This window comes from Tenacibaculum bernardetii, assembly GCF_029125915.1.
Classification (GTDB): domain Bacteria; phylum Bacteroidota; class Bacteroidia; order Flavobacteriales; family Flavobacteriaceae; genus Polaribacter; species Polaribacter bernardetii.
The window spans coordinates 212,815-235,665 of record NZ_JAQJCU010000002.1; the positions used below are offsets into that span (position 1 = coordinate 212,815).

Genomic DNA, 22,851 nt, shown 5'->3' on the forward strand with positions numbered 1-22,851 from the left:
TTTTTTATTTTATTCTTTTCAAATACTAATTATCACTTGCAAACCACTCTGCAAAACTTGTATCAGTTTCTTGTAGTTTTATAGCATGGAGCTTAATGTTTTCTGGAAGTCTGTTTTTAATTTTTGCAGCAAAATCAATCACCATCATTTCACTTGTTGGTTGATAATCTACCAAAATAACATGATGATCCCTTTCCTTTAATTCTTTAGCCAACTCAATATGAGGTGTGTTTTTATTAAATACGGTAGCATGATCAAAAACATCAACAATCTCTTCTTTTACAATTTTCTTTAAATCTGTAAAATCAATTACCATTCCGTATTTCACATTCGAGTTATCAGTAATAGGTTGCCCCATTACAGTTACAGAAAGCTTATAACTATGACCGTGAACATTTTTACATTTACCATCATAACCATATAAAGCATGGCCTGTTTCGAAACTAAATTGCTTTGTGATTCTAATATTACTCACTATCTTTTGTGTTTTTTATTACCTCTGTATTTATTGTAAAAATATACAATTGCTACTCCTGCTGCTAAAATGGCAAATAAATAATCTCCACCCATAATTTACGTTTTTTATTCGCCAAAAGTACGAATTTGTTTTGCAATTTTTGTTAATAACCATACGAAACCTATAGAAATAACTACTCCTACGGCTATTGATAATATCGGATTATGATAGATCCATCCACCTAATTCATATCCTATTTTATAACTTTCTGTTTCTTCCATCTGTTTACTTAAAAAAGATTTTTATTTTTTGAACTTTGCCAATGCTTTTTTAGTGAAGTCAGATAATACTAACTTACCCGACGTTTCGGCTCTTTCTATTAATAATTCTTGCCAGTGTTCAGTTCCTTTCCACAATGCACTTTTCATTTCTGATAATGCTTCTGGATTATAAGAAGCCAATTTTTCAGTGAAAATTACTAACTCATTATCTAAATCGGTAATTGAATCAAAAACACGAGCATATAAGCCTTTCTCTTTTGCCCAATAAGCATTTTTCCAATTAGAAGCATCTAATGTTAATTCCGCCAAACCACTCACGCTAATTTTACGCTCTACGGCAGGCGCAATTACAAACGGACCAATACCTATTGTAAACTCAGATAGTTTAATAGAAGCATGCTCTGTTGCCAATACGTAATCACAAGCTGCTGCTAAACCAACGCCGCCTCCAACAGTTTTTCCTTGCACACGACCTACAATTAATTTAGAACAACGACGCATTGCATTTAGCACGTTTGCAAAACCCGAAAAGAATTGTTTTCCATCTTCTAAATTATCAATTGCAACGAGTTCATCAAAAGAAGCACCTGCACAAAAAGCGCGACCTCCTTCTGATTTTAACACCACAATAGCCACACCTTCATTGGCTGATAATTTATCAAATTCATTTGCTAAACGTGCTAATAACTCGCTCGGAAACGAATTACTTGCCGGATGCCCGAATTCTATAGTTGCTATTTTATTATCTATATGCGTATATAAGCTTCCGTTTTCTCTTGTTGTAGTCATACTTAATTATTTTAATTTCAAAATTACACTTTTTGTGAGCGTGATAAAAACGTATTTCTAAATTTAAAAATTAAGGGTACTCCACGAGCAATTATCCAAGCAAAAAAAGCTATCCAAATAGCATGCAATTTATAGTCTACCGAATCAAAAAATAATAAAACCGGAATAAAAACTAATCCTGTTGAAAGTAATAATACATTTCTTAAATATTTCATTTCTCCCATTCCCTTAAACATTCCGTCATAAATAAAGGCTATCGAACAAATTGGCTGCATTACTAAAATAATCCAAAACGTATTATAAAACTCTGTTAACACCTCTTGTTCTTGCGTAAAAATATTTCCTATAAAATTATAAAAACCGAATCCTACAAGTGCCAAAAAACTACCAAATGCAAAACCATAAATAATAAGCTTATTACCTAATTTAACCAAATTCGTATAATCCTTTGCGCCTAATAATTTTCCTGATAATATATTTCCTGCGGATGAATAACCATCAATCATAAAGGCGCCCATTAACCATAAATTAAGTCCGATTGTATAAGCGGCGATATATTCTTTTCCGTAAGAAGCAGCATAAGAAGTCGCAAAATACAATGCTGTATTTAAAGCGATTGTACGCACAAATAGGTTTAAAATCATGTTTATAAACCTCGGAATTTCTTTGTTAAAAGGCAATTTTAGTTTTAGTGAAATTTCGGTTTTTGTTACTAATAAATATCCAGAAATAAGTGCCATAACAACTTGTGCAATTACACTTGCATAGGCAGCTCCTGTAATATTCATTGCGGGGATATAACCATCAATACCGTATACCAAAACAACATCAAATATTATATTTACACCAGTACCAATAATGGCAATTAACATCGGGTAATAGGTGTTTTGTAAACCTCTAAAAGTACCAAAAACAGCAATTACAAATAGCGTAAACGGAAAACCAAAAACACGTATTTTGTAATATTCAATCGCATATTCTAAAATAGTACCTGAAGCATTGTAAAACTGGAATATTTCTTTCGTAAACGGATAACTGATTCCTAAAATAATTAAACTAGTAATTAATATTATAACAATAGCTTGTGCTGGTAAATTTTTAACCTCCTCTAATTTATTTGCCCCAACATATTGTGAAATGATAGACGAAATTCCGCTACGAGCTTGCCCGAAAACCCAAATAAGCATCGATAAAAAAGCACCTACAATTCCGATTGCAGCAATACTTTCTGTAGCATTGAAATCAATATTTCCTACAATTGCCAAATCTGTCGTAGATAATAAAGGCTCAGCAACTCCTGCTATTAAAGCCGGAAAAGCTAGTTTATTTATTCTTTTAAAACTTATATCGTAACTCATACTTTTTTATTATCAGCAAAAGAACAGCTATTATAGTACATAAAGAAGCAAATTACTTAAATTAACGTATTTTAAATATCTTTGTATATTACTAACCATATCAACACTTTAAAACTACTAAAAACATTTTATGAAACATCTATTAGTTCCTATTGACTCAACAGACAACTCAATAAACACCTTGCAATATGCCATAGATTTTGCTGAAGCTGTGAATGCAAAAGTATTTGTAATGCGCGCTTATAAAGTATTATCTAAAGCGGGTACGTTTGTAAATGCGGATGACACCATGCAGCGAGAAACCAATTTATATTTACGCACAATGATTAATGCTGTTGATAGAAAAAATGTAACTATAAAAATGATTTCTGCTAAAGGAAATGTGTTAGAAAGTATTACTTCTATAAACAGAGAATTAAATATCGATTTAATTATTATGGGACCTAAAAGTAATTCTATTAAAGAAGAAATGTTTTTAGGTAATACATCTGGTAGTGTTTTAAAACAAACTGACATTCCTATGCTAGTTGTTCCTGAAGGTTATAAATTCATACCTATAAAAAATGTATTAACAGCTTTTAAATCGGGGGTTATGAATAAAAAAAATGTATTAGATCCGTTGCATAAAATTTTAGAAACTTTTGTTGCTTCATCTAATTTATTGTTGGTAAAAACACCTGATTATACCGAAGAAGATTTAGTTTTAGATAGCGAATTAAAAAGAGGCCAAAATAATTTAACAGTTACAGAAAACGCAACTACTTTTCTAGGAGTTTTAGAGCATTTTCAATCTCATAATCCTGATTTATTATGTGTTTTTAGAAGAAAACGAGGTTTTTTTCAAAAACTATGGGAAAAAAACTCAATTCAAAAAAAGGAATTTCATTGTAATATTCCTGTTTTAGTTTTAAGAGGGAAGTTATAACATTAACAAACTGTTTAGAGATTTTTTAAACCGTCATTCTGAACTTGTTTCAGAATTAAATCATACCGATAACCAATTTGTGTGAGAACCTGAAATAAATTCAGGTTGACGGAAATTTATCTTTCTAAACAGTTTTATTTTTTCACCAACATTCGCTTAATTTCATTCAGCTTCATTAAAGCTTCTATTGGCGTAAGAGTATCAATATTTGTCGCTAAGATTTCGTCACGAATATCTTCTAACAAAGGATCATCTAACTGAAAGAAACTCATTTGCATATCTTCGTGTTGGCTATCTTTTAAAACCTCTTTCACTTCTTTATGAGCGTTATTTTCTTCTAATTTTTTAAGAATTTTTTGCGCTCTACTAATTACCAAATTAGGCATTCCTGCAAGCTTCGCAACATGAATACCAAAACTATGATTACTACCACCCGCAACCAATTTACGTAAGAAAATAATACTATCTTTTAATTCTTTTACTGATACATTAAAGTTTTTAATTCGCTTAAATGTAGTAGTCATTTCATTTAATTCGTGATAATGCGTAGCAAATAATGTTTTTCCTTTTGATGGATGCTCATGTAAATATTCGGCAATAGCCCAAGCAATTGAAATTCCGTCATAAGTAGAAGTTCCTCTACCAATCTCATCTAACAATACTAAACTACGTTCAGAGATATTATTTAAGATTGATGCTGTTTCGTTCATTTCAACCATAAAAGTAGATTCTCCCATCGAAATATTATCACTCGCTCCTACTCTGGTAAAAATCTTATCAACAATACCAATTCGAGCATTCTGAGCCGGAATATAACTTCCCATTTGTGCTAACAAAACTATCAAGGCTGTTTGGCGTAATATTGCCGATTTACCCGACATATTGGGACCCGTAATCATGATTATTTGTTGCTGATTACGATTTAACACCACATCGTTTGCAATATACTCTTCGCCAATTGGCAATTGTTTTTCTATTACTGGGTGACGTCCATTTTTAATTTCGATATCTGTGCTGTCATCCATCATCGGACGCACATAGTTGTTATCTATCGCCAATTGAGCAAAAGACAATAACACGTCTATCTTTGCAATATTTTGAGCATTTTGTTGTACTGGCTTTACAAAGCCAATAATAAACTGCACCAATTTCGCAAAAATATCTGCTTCTAATTGCTGAATTTTTTCTTCGGCTCCTAATATTTTTGTTTCGTATTCCTTTAACTCTTCGGTAATATAACGCTCGGCATTTACCAAAGTTTGCTTACGAATCCACTCTTCAGGAACCTGATCTTTAAACCTATTTCGAACCTCAATATAATAACCAAAAACGTTGTTAAAAGCTATTTTTAAACTCGTAATACCCGTTCGTTCTATTTCACGAGCCAACATTTCATCTAAATATTCTTTACCTGAATTAGAAATACTTCGTAGTTCATCTAACTCGGCAGAAACACCTTTTGCAATAGCGTTTCCTTTACTAATATTTACAGGCGCTTCCTCTAAAACTGAAGTTGTTATTTTATCAATTAATAGTTTACAATCGTGTAATTGCTTTCCTATTTCTTGTACTGTTTTGTTATTCGTTTTTTCTGCGGATGTTTTTATCGGTAGAATAGCTTTTAATGAGTTTTTTAATAAGATAACCTCTCTCGGAGAAACCTTACCCGTGGCTACTTTCGAAATCAACCTTTCGATATCTGAAACCTGATTTAATTGATACGCAACGGTTTCGAAAAAAGCATCATTATCTATTAAAAACTTTACCAACTCATGGCGTTTTTTAATCTGCTCTAAATCTTTTAACGGTAATGCTAACCAACGTTTTAACAAACGCCCTCCCATAGGAGAAATTGTTTTATCAATTACGTTTAATAACGAAACAGCATTTACATCGTTTCCGCCGTACAACTCTAAGTTTTTAACGGTAAAACGGTCCATCCACACATAATTATCTTCAGCAATTCTGCTTATCGATTGAATATGCTCTATTTTATTGTGTTGTGTTTCTGATAAATAATGCATCGCCGCCCCACCCGCAACAATACCTTGTTCTAATTCTTCAACTCCAAATCCTTTTAAGTTTTTAACCTTAAAATGATTGCTTAATAATTCGTTTCCGTATTCCTTTTGAAAAACCCAATCTTCTAAATAAAAAGTATGAAAACGATTGGTGAATAATTCTAAAAATCGCTGTTTATTTTTTTTCTCAACCAAAACTTCACTTGGCGTAAAGTTTTGCAGCAGTTTATCGATATACTCTTCGTTTCCTTGCGCAATTAAAAACTCTCCTGTAGAAACATCTAAAAAAGAAACACCTACTAATTTTTTGCCAAAATGTATTGCAGCTAAGAAATTATTTGACTTCGATTGTAATACCTCATCATTTAAAGCAACACCAGGAGTAACCAATTCGGTAACACCACGTTTTACAATCGTTTTTGTCATTTTAGGATCTTCTAGCTGATCACAAATAGCAACACGTAAACCCGATTTTACTAATTTAGGCAAATAGGTATTTAACGAGTGGTGTGGAAAACCAGCCAAAGCAGTTTCGCTTTCGCTACCGGCACCTCTTTTTGTTAAAATAATTCCTAAAATCTTAGATGCTTTTACTGCATCTTCACCAAAGGTTTCGTAGAAATCTCCCACTCTAAACAGTAACATTGCATCCGGATATTTAACTTTAATTCCGTTGTATTGTTGCATTAGTGGAGTCACCTTTTTTGCCTTTGTTTTTGCCAACTTTTTAGATTTTTTCAATTAGTTTTGCGAAGATAAATATTCGATTTTAAAGTTAACATTATTTATGAGAAAACTAAAAAATAGTGAGTTAGGTAGAATTACGGTTGATGAGTTTAAACAAACCGAAAAAACACCCATCATTGTCGTGTTAGATAACATCCGTAGTTTAAATAATGTGGGATCGGTTTTTAGAACTTCGGATGCTTTTTTGATTGAAAAAATATATCTCTGTGGTATTACCGCTACCCCACCAAATAAAGAAATTCATAAAACAGCGTTAGGAGCTACTGAATCTGTTGCTTGGCAATATGTTGAAAATACAATTGAATTAGTTGAAAAACTTAAACAAGATAACGTTAAAGTATTGGCCATTGAACAAGCTGAGAACAGTACAAAACTAAATAAATTCACTCCCGAAGCTAACCAGAAATACGCTGTAGTAATGGGTAATGAAGTAAAAGGAGTACAACAAGATGTGGTTTCTGCTGCTGATTTTTGTATTGAAATTCCGCAATTAGGCACCAAACATTCTTTAAACATCTCTGTTAGTTGCGGCGTTGTACTTTGGGATTTATTTAATAAGATGACTTCATAGTATGTCATTACGAAGAGGAACGAAGTAAACTCTGTAACTAGAACTCAAAAGTTACAGATTGCTTCGTGCCTCGCAATGACGTGCCAAGGTTAAAATCGCAATGACAAAAATACAGCACGTCATTACGAAAGAGGTATGAACGAAGTAATCTCAACATTCAGAACTCAAAAGCCTAAGATTACTTCGTGCCTCACAATGACGGTAATACAAAATCATAGCACGTCATTACGAGGAGGAATGACGAAGTAATCTCACAATTTAGAATACACAAACTAAAAATTGCTTTATACTTTACAATAATGTAAATTGTAAAGCATGAAAAACCCGTATGTTTATTTTCTAACCAATAAAAACAATACCGTTATTTATATCGGAGTAACATCAAACTTAATAAAAAGAATTCAAGAGCATAAAACAGGAAAGCATAAAGGGTTTTCATTCAAATACAATTGCAATAAACTAATTTATTTCGAAGAACTCACTTCTATAAACGATGCTATTGCAAGAGAAAAACAATTAAAATCAGGGAACAGGAAAAGCAAAGAAGATCTAATTAATGAGGAAAACCCTAATTGGTTAGATTTATCCGAGGATTGGCTGTTTAATTTCTAACGTCATTACGAAGAGGAACGACGAAGTAATCTCTCCGTTTAGAACTCAAAAGTTAAAGATTGCTCCGTGCCTCGCAATGACATGCAAAGATTAAAATCGCAATGACGAAAACACAAAACACAGCACGTCATTACGAGGAGGAACGAAGTAATCTCAACATTCAGAACGCAAAAGCTACAGATTGCTTCATGCCTCGCAATGACGTAAAAGGTTTAAATCGCAATGACGAAAACACAAAAAAGCACGTCATTACGAAAGAGGAACGAACGAAGTAATCTCATCATTCAGAACGCAAAAGCTACAGATTGCTTCGTGCCTCGCAATGACGTAAAAGGTTTAAATCGCAATGACGAAAACACAAAACACAGCACGTCATTACGAGGAGGAACGAACGAAGTAATCTCATCATTCAGAACTAAAAAGTTAAAGATTGCCTCGTGCCTCGCAATGACGAGGAAAATTAAATTCGAAATGACGGAAATACAAAATAACACGTCATTACGAGGAAGAATGACGAAAGGTTAAAAAACAATGACGAAAACACAAAACACAGCACGTCATTACGAGAGAGGTACGAACGAAGTAATCTCTTCATTAAAAACTCCTAAGCTAAAGATTGCTTCGTGCCTCGCAATGACGTAAAAGGTTTAAATCGCAATGACGAAAACACAAAAAAGCACGTCATTACGAGAGAGGTACGAACGAAGTAATCTCAACATTCAGAACGCAAAAGCTACAAATTGCTTCGTGCTTCGCAATGACGTAAAAGGTTAAAAAACAATGACAAAAACACAAAACACAGCACGTCACTACCAGGAAGAATGACGAAGTAATCTCTTCATTCAGAACGCAAAAGTTACAGATTGCTTCGTACCTCGCAATGACAAAAGGTTAAAAAGCAATGACATAAACACAAAACACAGCACGTCATTACGAGGAGGAACGAATGAAGTAATCTCAACATTCAGAACGCAAAAGTTAAAGATTGCTTCGTGCCTCGCAATGACGTAAAAGGTTTAAATCGCAATGACGAAAGGTTAAAAAACAATGACGAAAACACAAAACGCAGCACGTCACTACCAGGAAGAATGACGAAGTAATCTCTTCATTCAGAAAACATAACTAACAGATTGCTTCGTGCCTCGCAATGACAAAAGGTTTAAATCGCAATGACGAAAACACAAAACAGCACGTCATTACGAGAGAGGAACGAATGAAGTAATCTCTTCATTAAAAACTCCTAACCTAAAGATTGATTCGTACCTCGCAATGACGAAAGGTTAAAAACGCAATGACACACAGAAGACAACATCATAAAAAGCAGTTAATTCTTTGTGTTTTTATTTTAAACATCTTAATTTAGTTGCCTTAATTAGTTCCCCACTAAAATTTTAAATTAAAAACTATTACTATGGAAAACAAAAATTTACAAGAAGTGGCAATGACTTTAAGCCCAGATACAGATAACCCAAAAACAGGTGGAGGAAACGATACTGGTGGCATTGGCAGTGGAGGAACAGGAGGCACCGGTGGTGGTGGTGGTGGTAGCCAAGGTGGCGATGGTAAATAAACTTATTTATAACACCCTGTTTTAAACAAGGTGTTTTTTTTATTTTATGACTAAAAATTTTATCTTATTTTCTCTTGTTCTCTTTATTCAATTTTCTTTTTCACAAAATAGAGAGATAGATTCTGTTAATTTCTATTTAAAAAAGGTAGATAATGTTTATGGTCCTAAAAACATTCCTTTGCTTAAAAAAGCCGTTTTTTATGCTAATCAATCTGATGTTGATTCTTTAATAAGAAAAACTAATTTTCTATTAGGTATTAATTCTTATTTTAGTAAATCAACTGAAGATCTTCTTTTTGCTAATAAAAACATTAATAAACTTTTTTTAAAAACCAAAGATTCTACTTTACTAGCAAAACACCTACATTTTAAAGCTTTAGAACAAAAAGTTAAACTAAATATTGATAGTGCTTTTTTTTATTATCATCAATCTAAAAACATTTATAAACAATTAAAAGACTCTTTATCTGTAGGAAATCGCTTACTAAGCCTTGCTAATTTGCAACGCCAAGCAAGAGATTATTTAGGTGGTGAAATAAGTGCTATAGAAGCCTTACAATATTTAGAACCTATTAAATCTAATAAATATTTAGAAAGAAATTATAATATTTTAGGTTTAGTCTCAGATGAACTAAATCAAAAAAAAGAAGCTTTAATTTATTATAATAAAGCTTTAATTTATAATAAAATAAACAATAACAGTATTGGGTATTTATATATTATAAATAACATAGGTCTTCTTTATCAAAATCAAAACAACCACCAAAAAGCTATACCATATTTTAAAAAAGGATTAGCCTTTGATAGTATTAAAGAAAAACACCCAATACAATACGCTTTACTATTAGAGAATTTAGCCTATAGTAGTTATCAATTAGGAAATAAAAAAAATACTTTAAATCAATACAAAGAAGTATTAAATATTAGAGAAAACAATAATAATCTTAGTAATGCCAGTATGACCCTTATAAACATAGCTAACTATTACAAAGATATTAATCAAAATAAAAAAGCGCTCTTTAATTCAAATAAAGCATTGAAATATGCCGAACTTACCCATAACAATGAAAAATGGCTAGAAGCTTTAAAGAATCTTTCAAACTTAACAACAGGTAAGCAATCAACAAACTACTTACAACAATACATTAAACTTAATGATAGCTTGTTTACTAAAGAGCGTCAACTAAAAAATCAGTTTGCTAAAATTAGGTACGAAACTGATAAAAAAGAAAAAGAAAACACTGTTTTAAAGTCTGATAACGAAAAGAAACAGGTAGAAATCACTTATCATAAACAACAAAAAACTATTGGCTGGTTGGCGGCTGCAAGTGGTTTATTATTATTTGGGGTGAGTATCTTGTTTTTCTTTTTCAGAAAAAGAAAACTATTATACTTGGCGCAGTTAGAAAGAGTACAAGCAAGAGAACACGAGCGACAGCAAATTGCAAAGTCACTGCACGACGAAGTTGCTGGAGATTTGCGTTTACTACATCAAAAATTAGAAAAATCTAATTTATTAGAAGAAGCGAAAAAACTTGATGCCGTTAAAGAAAACGTACGTAATTTATCGCATCAATTAAGTAGTATTAGTTTTGGTAAAGTTTCTTTTAAAGATCAAATAATTAATTTAGTAAGCGATTATTTCGAACTAGATTTTAGAATAACTGTTGCTGGGTTGCAAGAAAACGAATGGCACACTATAAATGATGCTATTAAACGCTTACTATATTTAAGCACTCGTGAAAGTATACAAAACAGTAAAAAGCACGCAAAGGCAAGTAAAATAAGTATCGATTTTACAGTACATAAAAAATATGTACATTTGACTATTACTGATAATGGTATTGGTTTTGATACTAATATCAGTAAAAAAGGAATTGGTTTACAAAACCTACAAGAGCGTGTTGAAGAGTTAAATGGAACTCTAAACATTGAAAGCGAAATAGGTAACGGAACCAAAACTAGCATACAAATCCCCATAAATGTCTGGACAAACAAAAATACTTTTAGTTGATGACCATCAATTAATTATCGAAGGAATTATTTCTTATCTAAAAGATATCGATAATTTAGAAATAGAAACCGCAAATTCTTGTGATGAAGCCTTTTCTAGAATAAAAACAACACTTCATAGCAATCCATTTCATATTGTTTTTACCGACTTAAGTTTTGATAACAATAACGGAAACGTTATTTTAGATGGCGGTGAGGCTTTAATAAAAGCGATTCAGCAAGAAGGAATCAATATAAAAACTGGAGTAATTACTGGTCATTCAGAAACCAATCGTGTTTTTAATGTTATTCATAATTTAAATCCGTCTGCTTATATTTTAAAAGGAAATTGCAGTACAGATGAATTAACCTTTGCCATTCAAAAAATGTTAAAGGATGAAATATATTATACACATGAAATACATCAAAAACTTTTAAAAAGAGCATTAGTTGAAATTCAAATGGATGATGTTGCTATTCAAATTTTAAAAGAACTGCCAAACCATGCTAAAATTGCAAATTTAGAGGGTGTTGTAAAAAAAACTGACGGTTCTTTAGTTAAAGTTCGCTCTATAGAAAGTAAACTAGCAAAACTTCGAACCGATTTACAAGCACATAACAATACCGACTTAGTACTAAAAGCTAAGGAATTAGGTATTGTAGATTAATTTTTGCGGTAATTTACACTTTTTACTGCGGTAATCCCCTACACAAAGCAAAATAAGCAATATATATTTGCTGTAGAATTTAATATTCTATGGGAAGATTCTGAAAAAGAAACAATTTGTAAAAAACACCTATCACTGCTATTGATAGGTGTTTTTATTTTTAATAAGTAACAAAAATAGCATTGCGGTAATACACATTTTTTATTGCGGTAATCCCTTTTATAGAATAAAAAAAGCACTATATATTTGTCACATCAGATTTCGTGAATATGGGGATATAACGAAAGATGGTATTTAAGGGATAAACTAAACCTTCTAGAAAACTCTAGAAGGTTTTTTTTCATAAACAACTAAAAAACAACTACTTATTCGGAAAACCACATTTTTTCTTACGGTAATCCCCTTTCTAAAATAAAATAGCCACTATATATTTGTAATGTTCTTTTGAACAAAACTTAAGGGGTATTAATTAATAACTTAAAAAAATGGGGATTTTTTTACTTAAAAAAACTACAGTGATTTTAAACGACTTTTTATCAACTTTATCTGAACTAGGTAAAGGTGCTGGGTATGCTTTAAAACATTAGTAACAATTAAAAATGGGATAAAAACCTTCTTGATAAAATTATCAAGAAGGTTTTTTATTTGCCAAATTTTAAATTGTAAATTGCTTCCTTTAACTACTCATTACAATTTAAATGGCAAAATACATTGTTGCGTTAGATCAAGGTACAACGAGCTCTCGTTCGGTAATTATTAACGAGTCTGGAGAAATAATTGCAATGAATCAGCAAGAATTTAAACAAATTTTCCCACATTCTGGCTGGGTAGAACACAATGCTGAAGAGATTTTAGAAACTCAATTATCAACATTTAAAAAAGCGATTAAACAAGCTAAAATTCTTCCTTCTGAAATTGTAGGTATTGGTATAACCAACCAAAGAGAAACGACTGTTGTTTGGAACAAAAAAACAGGTAAACCTATATACAATGCTATTGTTTGGCAAGACAAACGAACTGCTAATATTTGCGAGCAATTAAAGAAAAAAGACTTAGAAAACTATGTACGTAAAACTACGGGCTTAGTAATAGATAGTTATTTTTCTGCCACTAAAATAAATTGGATTTTAAATAACGTTAAAGATGCTAAATTAGAAGGCGATAAAGGAAATTTATTATTCGGAACTATTGATACTTGGTTACTTTGGAATTTAACCAACGGTAAAGTTCATGCTACAGATTACAGTAATGCTTCTCGCACCATGCTGTATGATATTAAAAATTTATGTTGGGATGAAAAATTATTAAAAGAACTCAATATTCCTATCAAAATGTTACCTGAAGTAAAACCCTCTTCACATCATTTTGGAAACTATGAATTAGATGGATATCAAATTCCGATTGCAGGAATTGCTGGTGACCAACAAGCTGCACTTTTCGGACAAGCATGTTTTAGTAAAGGTGAAGCTAAAAACACTTACGGTACCGGCTGTTTTATGTTGATGAATACTGGTGAAAACCTTGAATATTCTAAAAACGGATTGTTAACAACCATTGCTTGGGGAATTGATAATAAAATATACTATGCTCTTGAAGGAAGTGTGTTTGTTGCAGGCTCAGCAATTCAGTGGTTACGTGACGGATTACAAATTATTAGCAATGCCGAAGAAAGTGAAGCTTTAGCCAAAGAGATTAAAGGAGAAAACCCTGTATATGTCGTTCCTGCTTTTGCTGGTTTAGGTGCCCCATATTGGGATATGTATGCACGTGGTGCTATCTTCGGATTAACCAGAGACACAGGTAAAAACCATTTAGTAAAAGCTACTTTAGAATCTCTTGCCTACCAAACTAAAGATATTTTAGAGGTAATGCAAAAAGATAGTGAAGTTGAATTAACTTCTTTAAAAGTTGATGGCGGTGCTTGCGCTAATGATTACTTAATGCAATTTCAAGCAGATATTTTAAACACAAAAGTTGAACGACCAGCAATTATTGAAACCACCATTATGGGAGCCGCTTATTTAGCTGGTATTTCTGTTGGTTTATGGAAACAAGAGGATATTTTAAATAGGCGAAAAATTAACAACACCTTCGCTCCTACTTTTCCTTCAGAAAAAAGAGAAAAATTATATGCAAAATGGCAAAAAGCTGTTGAACGTACTAAAGACTGGGAAGAATAATAAAAAATTATGGCTAAATTTTACAATAAAATTACTTCTAGAATTCAAAAATTTATTGAAGCACAAAAAGTTTTTTTTGTAGCAACTGCTGCTAAAGACGGACGCATAAACCTCTCTCCTAAAGGAATGGATTCTTTTCGGGTATTAAACGAAAATCGCGTTGCTTGGCTAAGTGTTACGGGAAGCGGAAATGAAACCTCAGCTCATTTATTAGAGAACGGAAGAATTACTATTATGTTTTGTGCTTTTGAAGGCGCTCCAAACATTTTACGTTTGTATGGAAAAGCAAAAGAAGTATTGCCAAATGATAGTGACTGGAATGAATTAATTAGTCAATTTCCTAAACTATCAGGAACTCGACAAATATTTGATGTAACTATTGAAAGTGCACAAAATTCATGCGGCATGTCAATCCCTTTTTACGAATACAAAGAAGAACGCAACGAACTGTTAGATTGGGCAGATGACATAGGAGAAAGTGGTATTGAGCAATACTGGGAAGATAAAAACCAAACTAGTATTGACGGATTAGATACTAAATTTAAAGAATAATCCTAATTATGATTTAACTATTGTATTGGCCCATGTTTATGGTAACTTTGCATAAATTTTTAGAAATGGATGTGTTTTTTCTAATCTTATCACTAGTTCTTATTTTTTTAAACCTATTGCCGTTTGTAAAAAATCAGCATTGGGCTTTTCGTGTTCCTGAATTTATTAAAATACAACTATTAATTCTTCAAATAATTGTAAGTATTGGTCTTTTTGTTTTTTCTGATAGAAACAAGTGGTTTTGGTTAATTTTAATATTTCAAATTATTTTAATTATTTACAACATCTATCTTTTAGCTCGTTTTACTAAGTTTTATAAACGCGAAAAGAAAAGCATGACTGATTCACAAAGATTTAAAGTAATTTCTGCTAATATTTATCAGTTTAATACTCAGTTTAAAAAGTTTAAAGAATTTATCCGAAGTGAAAAACCTGATTTTTTTGTTACCATCGAAAGTAATAAAGATTGGGAACTTGAAATGCGTAGCCTAGAAAGCGATTATCCTTATACCGAAAAAATAACGCTAGAAAACACCTACGGAATGCATTTTTATGCAAAAATTCCTTTTCAAGAAATAAAGACACACTATTTTATTGCAAATGACATTCCGAGTATTGAGGCTCATTTTAAAACAAAAAATGGAGAAGGTTTTGTTGTTTTTTGTGTGCATCCACCGCCGCCGAGTCCAACCGAAGAAGAAACTTCTAAAGAACGTGATGGCGATTTAATGTGTATTGCAAAACGAGTTAAAGAAATTAAAAAACCAACGCTTGTTGTTGGTGATTTTAATACTGTTTCTTGGTCTAGAATTGCCGATTTGTTTCGTAAAAATAGTGGCTTAATTGATGGTAGAAATGGTAGAGGTATTCTTGCTTCTTATCATGCTAAATATTGGTTTTTTAGAGCTCCTTTAGATTTAGTTTTTCACAGCACTTCTATTATTATAAAAGAATTACGCCTTTTAGGGTATATAGGTTCTGATCACTTTCCTATTTGTTGTGTTTTTAACATCAGTTCTTCTGTCATTAACAATATAATTGAAACAACTACAAAAGAAGAAGATAAAGAAACTGCTGAGCTAATTTATAATGGTAAAAAAGAAAATAGCAACAACCGATCTAAATAATATTTTTGACTGATTAAATTAGAAACAATATAATTACATTTTTTTCTTTAAAACTTCATAAATCATCATTAGAAATAAAACTATTTTCTAATCAACTACTTCTAAAACCTGATAAAAATCATATTTTACAGTTAATCTTATCTTTATTTTTGAAATAAATATAAATAACTATGATACAATTAGTTAATACCCCTTTAGTTTCTTGGACAAACGGCACCTTTATGATTGCCATTTTTGGTCTTGTTTGCCTAGGTTTAGTTATAACTCTTTTAATACTTATAAGCAGTGGTAAGAAAAAAGAATAATTTTTTGTAGCAATAATTATAATAGTTAATTATTAGAAGGAGTGCTCTATTTATATGTTGGTGGTTAAACTTTTAGGGTACTTCTTCTTATTTTATAATAGTTAATTTAAAGAGAGGTGTTCTGGTTATATTCTGGGGAGAATTAGTAATTAGAACATTTCTTTTTTTATTTAAACGCATTTAAACCTGTAATATCTAAGCCAGTAATTAATAAATGAACATCATGTGTTCCTTCATAGGTAATTACGCTTTCTAAATTCATAGAATGCCTCATAATAGAATACTCTCCTGATATTCCCATAGCTCCTAAAATTTGTCTTGCTTCTCTTGCTATCTTTATAGCCATATCAACATTATTACGTTTTGCCATAGATATTTGAGCCGACGTTGCGCGTCCTTCATTTTTTAAAACACCTAATCGCCAAGTTAAAAGTTGTGCCTTTGTAATTTCGGTAATCATTTCTGCTAATTTCTTCTGTTGCAACTGAAATTGCCCAATAGGCTTACCAAATTGTGTGCGTTCTTTTGCATAACGCAAAGCAGTATCATAACAATCCATTGCGGCACCTATTGCTCCCCAAGCAATTCCATAACGAGCAGCATCTAAACACAACAAAGGTGCTCCTAATCCAGATTTATTAGGTAGTAGGTTTTCTTTAGGAATTTTTACATTATCAAAAATAAGTTCTCCTGTAATTGAAGCTCTTAATGACCATTTATTGTGTGTTTCGGGTGTAGAAAAACCTTCCATACCTCTTTCAACAAGTAAACCATGAATGCGTCCTTCTTCATTCTTTGCCCAAACCACGGCAACATCACAAATTGGCGCGTTAGAAATCCACATTTTTGCACCATTAAGTAAATAATGATCTCCCATGTCTTTAAACTTAGTTTCCATTCCTGCCGGATTACTTCCATGGTTTGGCTCTGTTAAACCAAAACTACCCATCCATTCACCAGAAGCTAATTTTGGTAGATATTTTTTTCGCTGTGCTTCGTTTCCGTAATTATAAATTGGCCCCATTACTAACGACGATTGTACCGACGCTGTTGAACGAATACCACTATCGCCGCGCTCTAACTCTTGCATTATTAATCCGTAAGAAATTTGATCTAATCCTGCGCCACCATATTCCGTTGGAATGTAAGACCCAAAAGCACCAACCTCAGCTAAACCTTCTAATAATTGTATTGGAAACTTTGCTTCTTGCGCTGCATCCTCTATTATTGGAGATAAATTTTTCTTTACCCATTCACGAGCAGTATCTCTAACAAGTTTGTGTTCATCGGTTAACAAATCATCAGTTTGATAATAATCTGGGGCTTGAAATAAATCGGCTTTCATAGGTTTGTGTTAAAGTTAATTACTAATGCGAGTAAATATCGATGAATCGAAAATTAATTACAGTAGTTTTATTTAAAAGTATTGATTCAAAAATACTCAAAAAAATGGTTTTTAGTATCGATTTATGTATGTTTGTAATAGATGAGATTTACGCTAGGACAACAAGAACGATTAAAGAGCAAAAAGCTAATAGAAAAGCTATACGAAGAAGGGAAATCTATAAAAGTTTTTCCACTACGAATGGTGTATATACAAACTGAACATACTTCAAAATTTCCTGTTCAGGTAGGAGTTTCTGTGCCTAAAAGAAATTTTAAAAGCGCTGTGGATCGAAACCGCATAAAACGATTATTGCGAGAAACCTACCGAAAAGAAAAACATACTATTTATGACGCTGTAAATCAACCTCATGTATTTATGATTTCTTATATTGCAAGAGATGAATGGACGTATGCTGATATAGAACGTAAAATGCAGAAATTATTAACACTTTTTGTTGCAGAAACTACCAAGGATGAAAAATAGAAAAGTACTTTTTTTTAGCGCTCTTATTATCATTTCATTGTTATTCTCATTTCAATCTCGTTTTTTTGAAATAGCGAAGCAAATAGAGATTTACAACAACTTATTTAAGGAGTTAAACATTAATTATATTGATGAAATTAACCCTGGTGAGTTGACTAATAAAGCCATAAAAAATACTTTAAAAAGTTTAGATCCTTACACTAATTTTTACGACGAACAAGAAGTGGAAGATGCACGAATTCGCCGTGAAGGGGAATATGGTGGCATCGGAATTACTACTTTTTATACAAAAAAAGGAATTGTTATTACCGAGGTTTACAAAGGTTTTTCTGCGGATAAAGCAGGTTTAAAAGCCGGTGATATTATTACCACTGTAAATGATCAAAAATTGGTTGAATTAGAGAAAAGTCAATATTCTCAAATGATAAAAGGAACCCCTAATAAAGAGCTTTCTTTAATTATTCTTAGAAACAATATTGTTAAAAAAATCAGCTTAAAGCTAGATAAAGTTATTGTAAATCCGGTGCCTTTTTACGATATGATTGATGCCGAAACCGGATACATTATTTTAACACGATTTACAAGCCAGAAAGCAACACAACAGGTTTCTAAAGCTTTTAGCGAATTAAAAGAAAAGGGAATGAAAAAATTAGTTTTCGATTTACGTAGTAACCCAGGTGGCTCTTTATTCGATGCTGTAAATATTACTAATTTATTTATCCCAAAAGGATTAAAAGTAGTTGATACTCAAGGAAAAATTAAAAAAAATAGTAGAACTTATAAAACGAATCAAGAACCTTTAGACACTGAAATTCCTATTGTTGTTTTAATAAATGGGCGTTCTGCATCTGCTTCAGAAATTGTTTCTGGCGCTTTACAAGATTACGATCGCGCTGTAATTATGGGTGAACGTTCTTTTGGTAAAGGCTTAGTACAACGTTATTTTAAGCTAAATTACGGAACGCAAATGAAGGCTACTATTTCTAAATATTATACACCAAGTGGTCGTTGCATTCAGGAATTAGATTATGCTAATCGCGATGCTAAAACAGGTAAAGTACCGAAGTTTTCTGACGGAGCAGTAAATTTATTTACCACAAGAAATGGGCGAACTGTTTATGAAGGTGGCGGTGTTACTCCCGATATTAAAATGGACTTTTCTAAAAAAAATACAGCAACAAAAAAATTATTAAAATCGAGAGCTATTTTTAATTTTGCTACCGATTTTACAAATGAAAATCCCAATTTAAATACTGAAAATTATCTTTTTAAAACTACCGATTTCAATAACTTTAAAGAGTATTTATTAAACAAAGACACCGTTTTCGTTACTAAAGAAGAGCAATTATTTAAAACAGCATATCTTTCAGTAAAAAATAACGTTACTATTTTACCAGAATATAATGCTATTTCTCAAAAATTAAAAGAAGAAAAAGTTAGTAAAATAGCGTTAAACGAAGATGTTTTATCAAAAGAGATACAAAACGAAATTATAGAGCGATATACTTACAAAGAAGGCGTTTTTAAACATCAACTTAAAAATGATGAAACGATAAGTAAAGCAGTAGATTTACTTAAAAATCAAAAAAAATATAATACTATTTTAACCAAATAATATCCACAACATATTTTGTATATTTGTGCTTTAAAAACAAATATGTCAAAACCCAATCATAAAGAACGTACCAGAGCCCAAGAATCTACCAATGCCATAGAAAAATTATATATTTCTATGCGTCATTTATTTAGTCGTGGTTTTTATAAACCAATGGGTATTTCTGGAGAAACATTACGTAAATCATTATTACAATTAAGACCTGAAATTTACGGATCGATTGCTGAAGACAAAACCGAATTAAACGGTTTAGTGTATATTATAGAGCGATTACCAGAAGGAATTGAAGAGTGCCAGTTCATTTACCTTACAGCTGATGAAGGTTATAGAAACTCTAAATTTAAAACAATTGTTCCTCCTAAAAGAAGAAGAAATTGTTACCGTATCGATAAAGATCAAATGAATATTGAAATTACACGTGGTCGTTCTGAAATTTACGATATTCTTACACACCTTACTTTCTTATTTATAGAATCTCATAAAATTAAAGATCGCGTTGTTATTGATAATGGCGAAGGTTTTATTAGAGAATGGGTTCATTTAGAAGAGGTTGTTTTATATAACAAAACCCTTACAGACGAAGAAAAAGATGTAATTGTTGTGCACCTTGGTAATATCTTAGGAAGAACGTACGACGAGGTTTACGATGCTTATAATACGTTTGCTACTGAAGAAAATCCGAATCGTTTTTTCCACCTTATTTATTGGTTAGGTAAACTAGCTATAAACGAAGCGCTTTTAGAACAAAAACGCTCTGTAAAATTTAGTTCTGTTTTAATTGAAGAAATTGGACATCATTTTTATGGTGAAATCTGGGCTAACAACATTAAAAAGAATCTTTTAGATAATAATTTACTAGAACGCCCTATTCATATTATTAGTGCCAATATGCACAGTGTTATGAATAGTATTTACGCACAAAATGCCTTACCAAAAGAAACGAAAAAGCATAAAGGCTTTGAGCTTTTTGAAGTATTAAGTAATGCGAATAGCCAACCTTTACAAAAGGCTGTTAAAAATTACGCATCAGAAAACGGATTAATCTATTTAAAAGATACTTCAGGAACCAATATCAACGTTCAGATTATTGATACTGATAAAATCGATTTCGATACAACTTCATACGACAAAGTAAATTCTGTCGGCGAAAAACCAGTAATTATTGTAATGGATTATGCTTTCGGAGAACAAGCATTTGAAACAATGGATGAATTATTGAAGCCATATAAATCAGGAAACACATCTACTCACTTAGATGTTCTTTCGGTTTCTATTATGGGTAAAGCTGGTATTTTAGAAGGTGGTAAAGGAGATATTATGATTCCTTCTTCACATATTTTTGAAGGTACTGCTGATAATTATCCGTTTAAAAACGAATTAGCAAAAGAAGATTTAGAAGACTTTGGTGTACAGGTTTTTGATGGAACGATGGTGAGTGTACTAGGAACTTCTTTACAAAATAAAGACTTACTTAAGTTCTTCCATGATTCTACCTGGAATGTTATTGGTTTAGAAATGGAAGGCGCACATTATCAAAAAGCAATTCAATCTGCTTCTAAAATTAGAGGAAACGTACGAGAAGATATTAAAGTAAGATACGCATATTATGCTTCAGATAACCCCTTAGAAACAGGTGCAACACTTGCTTCTGGAGGGTTAGGAATGAGCGGAGTAACACCAACCTATGCTATTACTCAAAAAATATTAGAGCAAATATTTTAGTAACAGTACAATCACAAATAAATTTTAAAAAGCCTTCTTTTAAGTAAAAAGAAGGCTTTTTTTGTTTTTTAGCTGATTTTTGAGAGTTGTTTTGCCTATAGCCTTTTTTCTTACTTTATATTTGCAATTACAACACAACAACACAACAACAATGAATATCTTAATTTTAGGATCTGGAGGTAGAGAGCATGCATTTGCTAAAAGCCTTTCAGAAAGTAACAAAACAAAAAAACTTTTTGTAGCACCTGGTAATGCAGGTACAAGTAAAGTAGCTACAAATATTACTATTAATCCTACTGATTTTAACAAAGTAAAAGAAGTTGTTTTAAAACACAATATTACGATGGTAGTTGTAGGCCCTGAAGCTCCTTTAGTTGCGGGTATTCACGATTTTTTCTTAGCAGATAACGACTTGAAAAACATTCCTGTAATTGGCCCTAAAAAAGACGGGGCTTTATTAGAAGGAAGTAAAGATTTTTCGAAGCAGTTTATGATAAAACACAACATTCCTACTGCAAAATACGAATCGTTTACAGCCGAAACTTTAGCTCAAGGAAAAAAATTCTTAGAAACTTTAGCACCTCCATACGTTTTAAAAGCTGATGGATTGGCAGCAGGGAAGGGAGTTTTAATTTTAACTGATTTAGCAGAAGCAAAATCTGAATTAGAAGAAATGCTTTCGAATCAAAAATTCGGAGAAGCTTCGTCTACAGTAGTTATCGAGGAGTTTTTAAACGGAATTGAACTCTCTGTTTTTGTTTTAACTGACGGAAAAAATTATAAAATTTTACCCTCTGCAAAAGACTACAAACGTATTGGTGAAGGTGATGCTGGCTTAAATACAGGCGGAATGGGCGCTATTTCTCCCGTTCCATTTGCTACAGATGATTTCTTACAAAAAGTAGAAGAACTCGTTGTAAAACCAACTATAAACGGCTTACAAAAAGACGGAATTGATTATCGCGGATTTATTTTTATAGGATTGATGAACGACAACGGAAATCCATCTGTAGTAGAATACAATGTGCGTATGGGAGATCCTGAAACAGAGGTTGTTTTACCTAGAATTAAATCTGACTTGCTAGATTTATTTGAAGGTGTTGCAAATCAAACTTTGCATGAAAAATCATACGAAGTTACTTCTCAAACAGCTACAACGGTAATGTTAGTTGCTGGCGGTTACCCTGAGGCTTATGAAAAAGGGAAAGAAATTACTGGTTTCGAATCGGTAAATGATTCTATCGTTTTTCATGCCGGAACTACCCAAAAAGACGGAAAAGTAGTTTCTAACGGAGGAAGAGTTATGGCAATTACTTCTTTTGGATATTCTATTAAAGAAGCGTTAGAAAAGTCTTATAAGAGTATTGATAAAATTTCTTTTGAAGGTATGAATTACCGAAAAGATATCGGGTTCGATTTAATGTAAAAATAAAACATATATATCTAAAAAAGCGTCACTTTAAAAGTGACGCTTTTTTTATATTTATTG

General features: G+C 31.9%; 20 protein-coding genes. 14 read left to right on the top strand and 6 right to left on the bottom strand.

What is annotated here, in order from left to right; all coding sequences use genetic code 11:
• Positions 1–25: 25 nt before the first annotated feature.
• From P2G10_RS02645 to P2G10_RS02660, 4 genes are all read right to left on the bottom strand, one after another.
• Positions 26–475, bottom strand: coding sequence for a 6-pyruvoyl trahydropterin synthase family protein (locus tag P2G10_RS02645; RefSeq protein WP_218771787.1), 450 nt, complete (start codon positions 473–475; stop codon positions 26–28).
• Between the two features lie 107 nt (positions 476–582).
• Entirely contained in the window at positions 583–738 is a 156-nt protein-coding gene (locus tag P2G10_RS02650) for a hypothetical protein (protein WP_218771788.1), read from the bottom strand.
• A gap of 21 nt (positions 739–759) precedes the next feature.
• Positions 760–1,527, bottom strand: a complete 768-nt coding sequence (locus P2G10_RS02655) for an enoyl-CoA hydratase/isomerase family protein (RefSeq protein ID WP_275315094.1) — start codon at positions 1,525–1,527, stop codon at positions 760–762.
• A 23-nt stretch (positions 1,528–1,550) separates the two neighbouring features.
• On the bottom strand, positions 1,551–2,885 hold the full coding sequence (locus tag P2G10_RS02660; protein ID WP_275315095.1) for an MATE family efflux transporter: 1,335 nt from the start codon (positions 2,883–2,885) through the stop codon (positions 1,551–1,553).
• A gap of 130 nt (positions 2,886–3,015) precedes the next feature.
• Here P2G10_RS02660 and P2G10_RS02665 point away from each other — a divergent pair, with 130 nt between their 5' ends.
• Positions 3,016–3,810, top strand: a complete 795-nt coding sequence (locus P2G10_RS02665) for a universal stress protein (protein WP_275315096.1) — start codon at positions 3,016–3,018, stop codon at positions 3,808–3,810.
• Between the two features lie 134 nt (positions 3,811–3,944).
• Here the strand turns inward: P2G10_RS02665 and mutS are convergent, their stop codons facing one another.
• Positions 3,945–6,554, bottom strand: coding sequence for a DNA mismatch repair protein MutS (mutS, locus tag P2G10_RS02670; RefSeq protein ID WP_275315097.1), 2,610 nt, complete (start codon positions 6,552–6,554; stop codon positions 3,945–3,947).
• Positions 6,555–6,618: 64 nt separating this feature from the next.
• Between mutS and P2G10_RS02675 the strand changes: the two genes are divergently transcribed.
• From P2G10_RS02675 to P2G10_RS02715, 9 genes are all read left to right on the top strand, one after another.
• Positions 6,619–7,149 carry an RNA methyltransferase gene (locus P2G10_RS02675; RefSeq protein ID WP_275315098.1) on the top strand — a complete coding sequence of 177 codons (531 nt, stop codon included), beginning with the start codon at positions 6,619–6,621 and terminating at the stop codon, positions 7,147–7,149.
• A 315-nt stretch (positions 7,150–7,464) separates the two neighbouring features.
• Positions 7,465–7,761, top strand: a complete 297-nt coding sequence (locus P2G10_RS02680; protein WP_275315099.1) for a GIY-YIG nuclease family protein — start codon at positions 7,465–7,467, stop codon at positions 7,759–7,761.
• Between the two features lie 222 nt (positions 7,762–7,983).
• Positions 7,984–8,286, top strand: coding sequence for a hypothetical protein (locus P2G10_RS02685; RefSeq protein WP_275315100.1), 303 nt, complete (start codon positions 7,984–7,986; stop codon positions 8,284–8,286).
• An 886-nt stretch (positions 8,287–9,172) separates the two neighbouring features.
• Positions 9,173–9,331, top strand: coding sequence for a hypothetical protein (locus tag P2G10_RS02690; protein ID WP_218771794.1), 159 nt, complete (start codon positions 9,173–9,175; stop codon positions 9,329–9,331).
• A gap of 46 nt (positions 9,332–9,377) precedes the next feature.
• Positions 9,378–11,345, top strand: a complete 1,968-nt coding sequence (locus P2G10_RS02695) for a tetratricopeptide repeat-containing sensor histidine kinase (RefSeq protein ID WP_275315101.1) — start codon at positions 9,378–9,380, stop codon at positions 11,343–11,345.
• Entirely contained in the window at positions 11,314–11,991 is a 678-nt protein-coding gene (locus P2G10_RS02700; RefSeq protein WP_275315102.1) for a response regulator transcription factor, read from the top strand. The genes P2G10_RS02695 and P2G10_RS02700 overlap by 32 nt, the downstream gene beginning before the upstream one ends.
• A 698-nt stretch (positions 11,992–12,689) precedes the next feature.
• The gene (glpK, locus tag P2G10_RS02705; RefSeq protein WP_275315103.1) at positions 12,690–14,171 is read left to right on the top strand and encodes a glycerol kinase GlpK; all 1,482 of its coding nucleotides are present in this window, start codon (positions 12,690–12,692) and stop codon (positions 14,169–14,171) included.
• Positions 14,172–14,180: 9 nt separating this feature from the next.
• A complete protein-coding gene (locus P2G10_RS02710; protein WP_275315104.1) occupies positions 14,181–14,723 on the top strand; it encodes a pyridoxamine 5'-phosphate oxidase family protein in 543 nt (180 codons plus the stop codon).
• A 116-nt stretch (positions 14,724–14,839) separates the two neighbouring features.
• Positions 14,840–15,850, top strand: a complete 1,011-nt coding sequence (locus P2G10_RS02715; protein ID WP_275315105.1) for an endonuclease/exonuclease/phosphatase family protein — start codon at positions 14,840–14,842, stop codon at positions 15,848–15,850.
• 471 nt (positions 15,851–16,321) lie between these two features.
• Here the strand turns inward: P2G10_RS02715 and P2G10_RS02720 are convergent, their stop codons facing one another.
• A complete protein-coding gene (locus tag P2G10_RS02720; RefSeq protein WP_275315106.1) occupies positions 16,322–17,500 on the bottom strand; it encodes an acyl-CoA dehydrogenase family protein in 1,179 nt (392 codons plus the stop codon).
• A 141-nt stretch (positions 17,501–17,641) separates the two neighbouring features.
• Between P2G10_RS02720 and rnpA the strand changes: the two genes are divergently transcribed.
• From rnpA to purD, 4 genes are all read left to right on the top strand, one after another.
• Positions 17,642–18,025: a ribonuclease P protein component gene (gene rnpA / locus P2G10_RS02725; protein WP_275315107.1), complete on the top strand. Its 384-nt coding sequence runs from the start codon at positions 17,642–17,644 to the stop codon at positions 18,023–18,025.
• Positions 18,015–19,640: a S41 family peptidase gene (locus P2G10_RS02730; protein ID WP_275315108.1), complete on the top strand. Its 1,626-nt coding sequence runs from the start codon at positions 18,015–18,017 to the stop codon at positions 19,638–19,640. Before rnpA ends, P2G10_RS02730 begins: the two co-directional genes overlap by 11 nt.
• Before the next feature lie 42 nt (positions 19,641–19,682).
• Positions 19,683–21,362: a DUF6909 family protein gene (locus P2G10_RS02735; RefSeq protein ID WP_218771803.1), complete on the top strand. Its 1,680-nt coding sequence runs from the start codon at positions 19,683–19,685 to the stop codon at positions 21,360–21,362.
• 151 nt (positions 21,363–21,513) lie between these two features.
• On the top strand, positions 21,514–22,788 hold the full coding sequence (purD, locus tag P2G10_RS02740; RefSeq protein ID WP_275315109.1) for a phosphoribosylamine--glycine ligase: 1,275 nt from the start codon (positions 21,514–21,516) through the stop codon (positions 22,786–22,788).
• Positions 22,789–22,851: the final 63 nt, after the last annotated feature.

Coding starts and splice junctions, on each gene's coding strand:
- P2G10_RS02650 (WP_218771788.1), bottom strand. CDS start 738: ATGGAAGAAACAGAAAGTTATAAAATAGGATATGAATTAGGTGGATGG.
- P2G10_RS02665 (WP_275315096.1), top strand. CDS start 3,016: ATGAAACATCTATTAGTTCCTATTGACTCAACAGACAACTCAATAAAC.
- P2G10_RS02655 (WP_275315094.1), bottom strand. CDS start 1,527: ATGACTACAACAAGAGAAAACGGAAGCTTATATACGCATATAGATAAT.
- P2G10_RS02685 (WP_275315100.1), top strand. CDS start 7,984: ATGACGAAAACACAAAAAAGCACGTCATTACGAAAGAGGAACGAACGA.
- P2G10_RS02735 (WP_218771803.1), top strand. CDS start 19,683: ATGTCAAAACCCAATCATAAAGAACGTACCAGAGCCCAAGAATCTACC.
- P2G10_RS02700 (WP_275315102.1), top strand. CDS start 11,314: ATGTCTGGACAAACAAAAATACTTTTAGTTGATGACCATCAATTAATT.
- glpK (WP_275315103.1), top strand. CDS start 12,690: ATGGCAAAATACATTGTTGCGTTAGATCAAGGTACAACGAGCTCTCGT.
- P2G10_RS02720 (WP_275315106.1), bottom strand. CDS start 17,500: ATGAAAGCCGATTTATTTCAAGCCCCAGATTATTATCAAACTGATGAT.
- rnpA (WP_275315107.1), top strand. CDS start 17,642: ATGAGATTTACGCTAGGACAACAAGAACGATTAAAGAGCAAAAAGCTA.
- P2G10_RS02695 (WP_275315101.1), top strand. CDS start 9,378: ATGACTAAAAATTTTATCTTATTTTCTCTTGTTCTCTTTATTCAATTT.
- P2G10_RS02675 (WP_275315098.1), top strand. CDS start 6,619: ATGAGAAAACTAAAAAATAGTGAGTTAGGTAGAATTACGGTTGATGAG.
- P2G10_RS02730 (WP_275315108.1), top strand. CDS start 18,015: ATGAAAAATAGAAAAGTACTTTTTTTTAGCGCTCTTATTATCATTTCA.
- purD (WP_275315109.1), top strand. CDS start 21,514: ATGAATATCTTAATTTTAGGATCTGGAGGTAGAGAGCATGCATTTGCT.
- P2G10_RS02710 (WP_275315104.1), top strand. CDS start 14,181: ATGGCTAAATTTTACAATAAAATTACTTCTAGAATTCAAAAATTTATT.
- P2G10_RS02660 (WP_275315095.1), bottom strand. CDS start 2,885: ATGAGTTACGATATAAGTTTTAAAAGAATAAATAAACTAGCTTTTCCG.
- P2G10_RS02680 (WP_275315099.1), top strand. CDS start 7,465: ATGAAAAACCCGTATGTTTATTTTCTAACCAATAAAAACAATACCGTT.
- P2G10_RS02690 (WP_218771794.1), top strand. CDS start 9,173: ATGGAAAACAAAAATTTACAAGAAGTGGCAATGACTTTAAGCCCAGAT.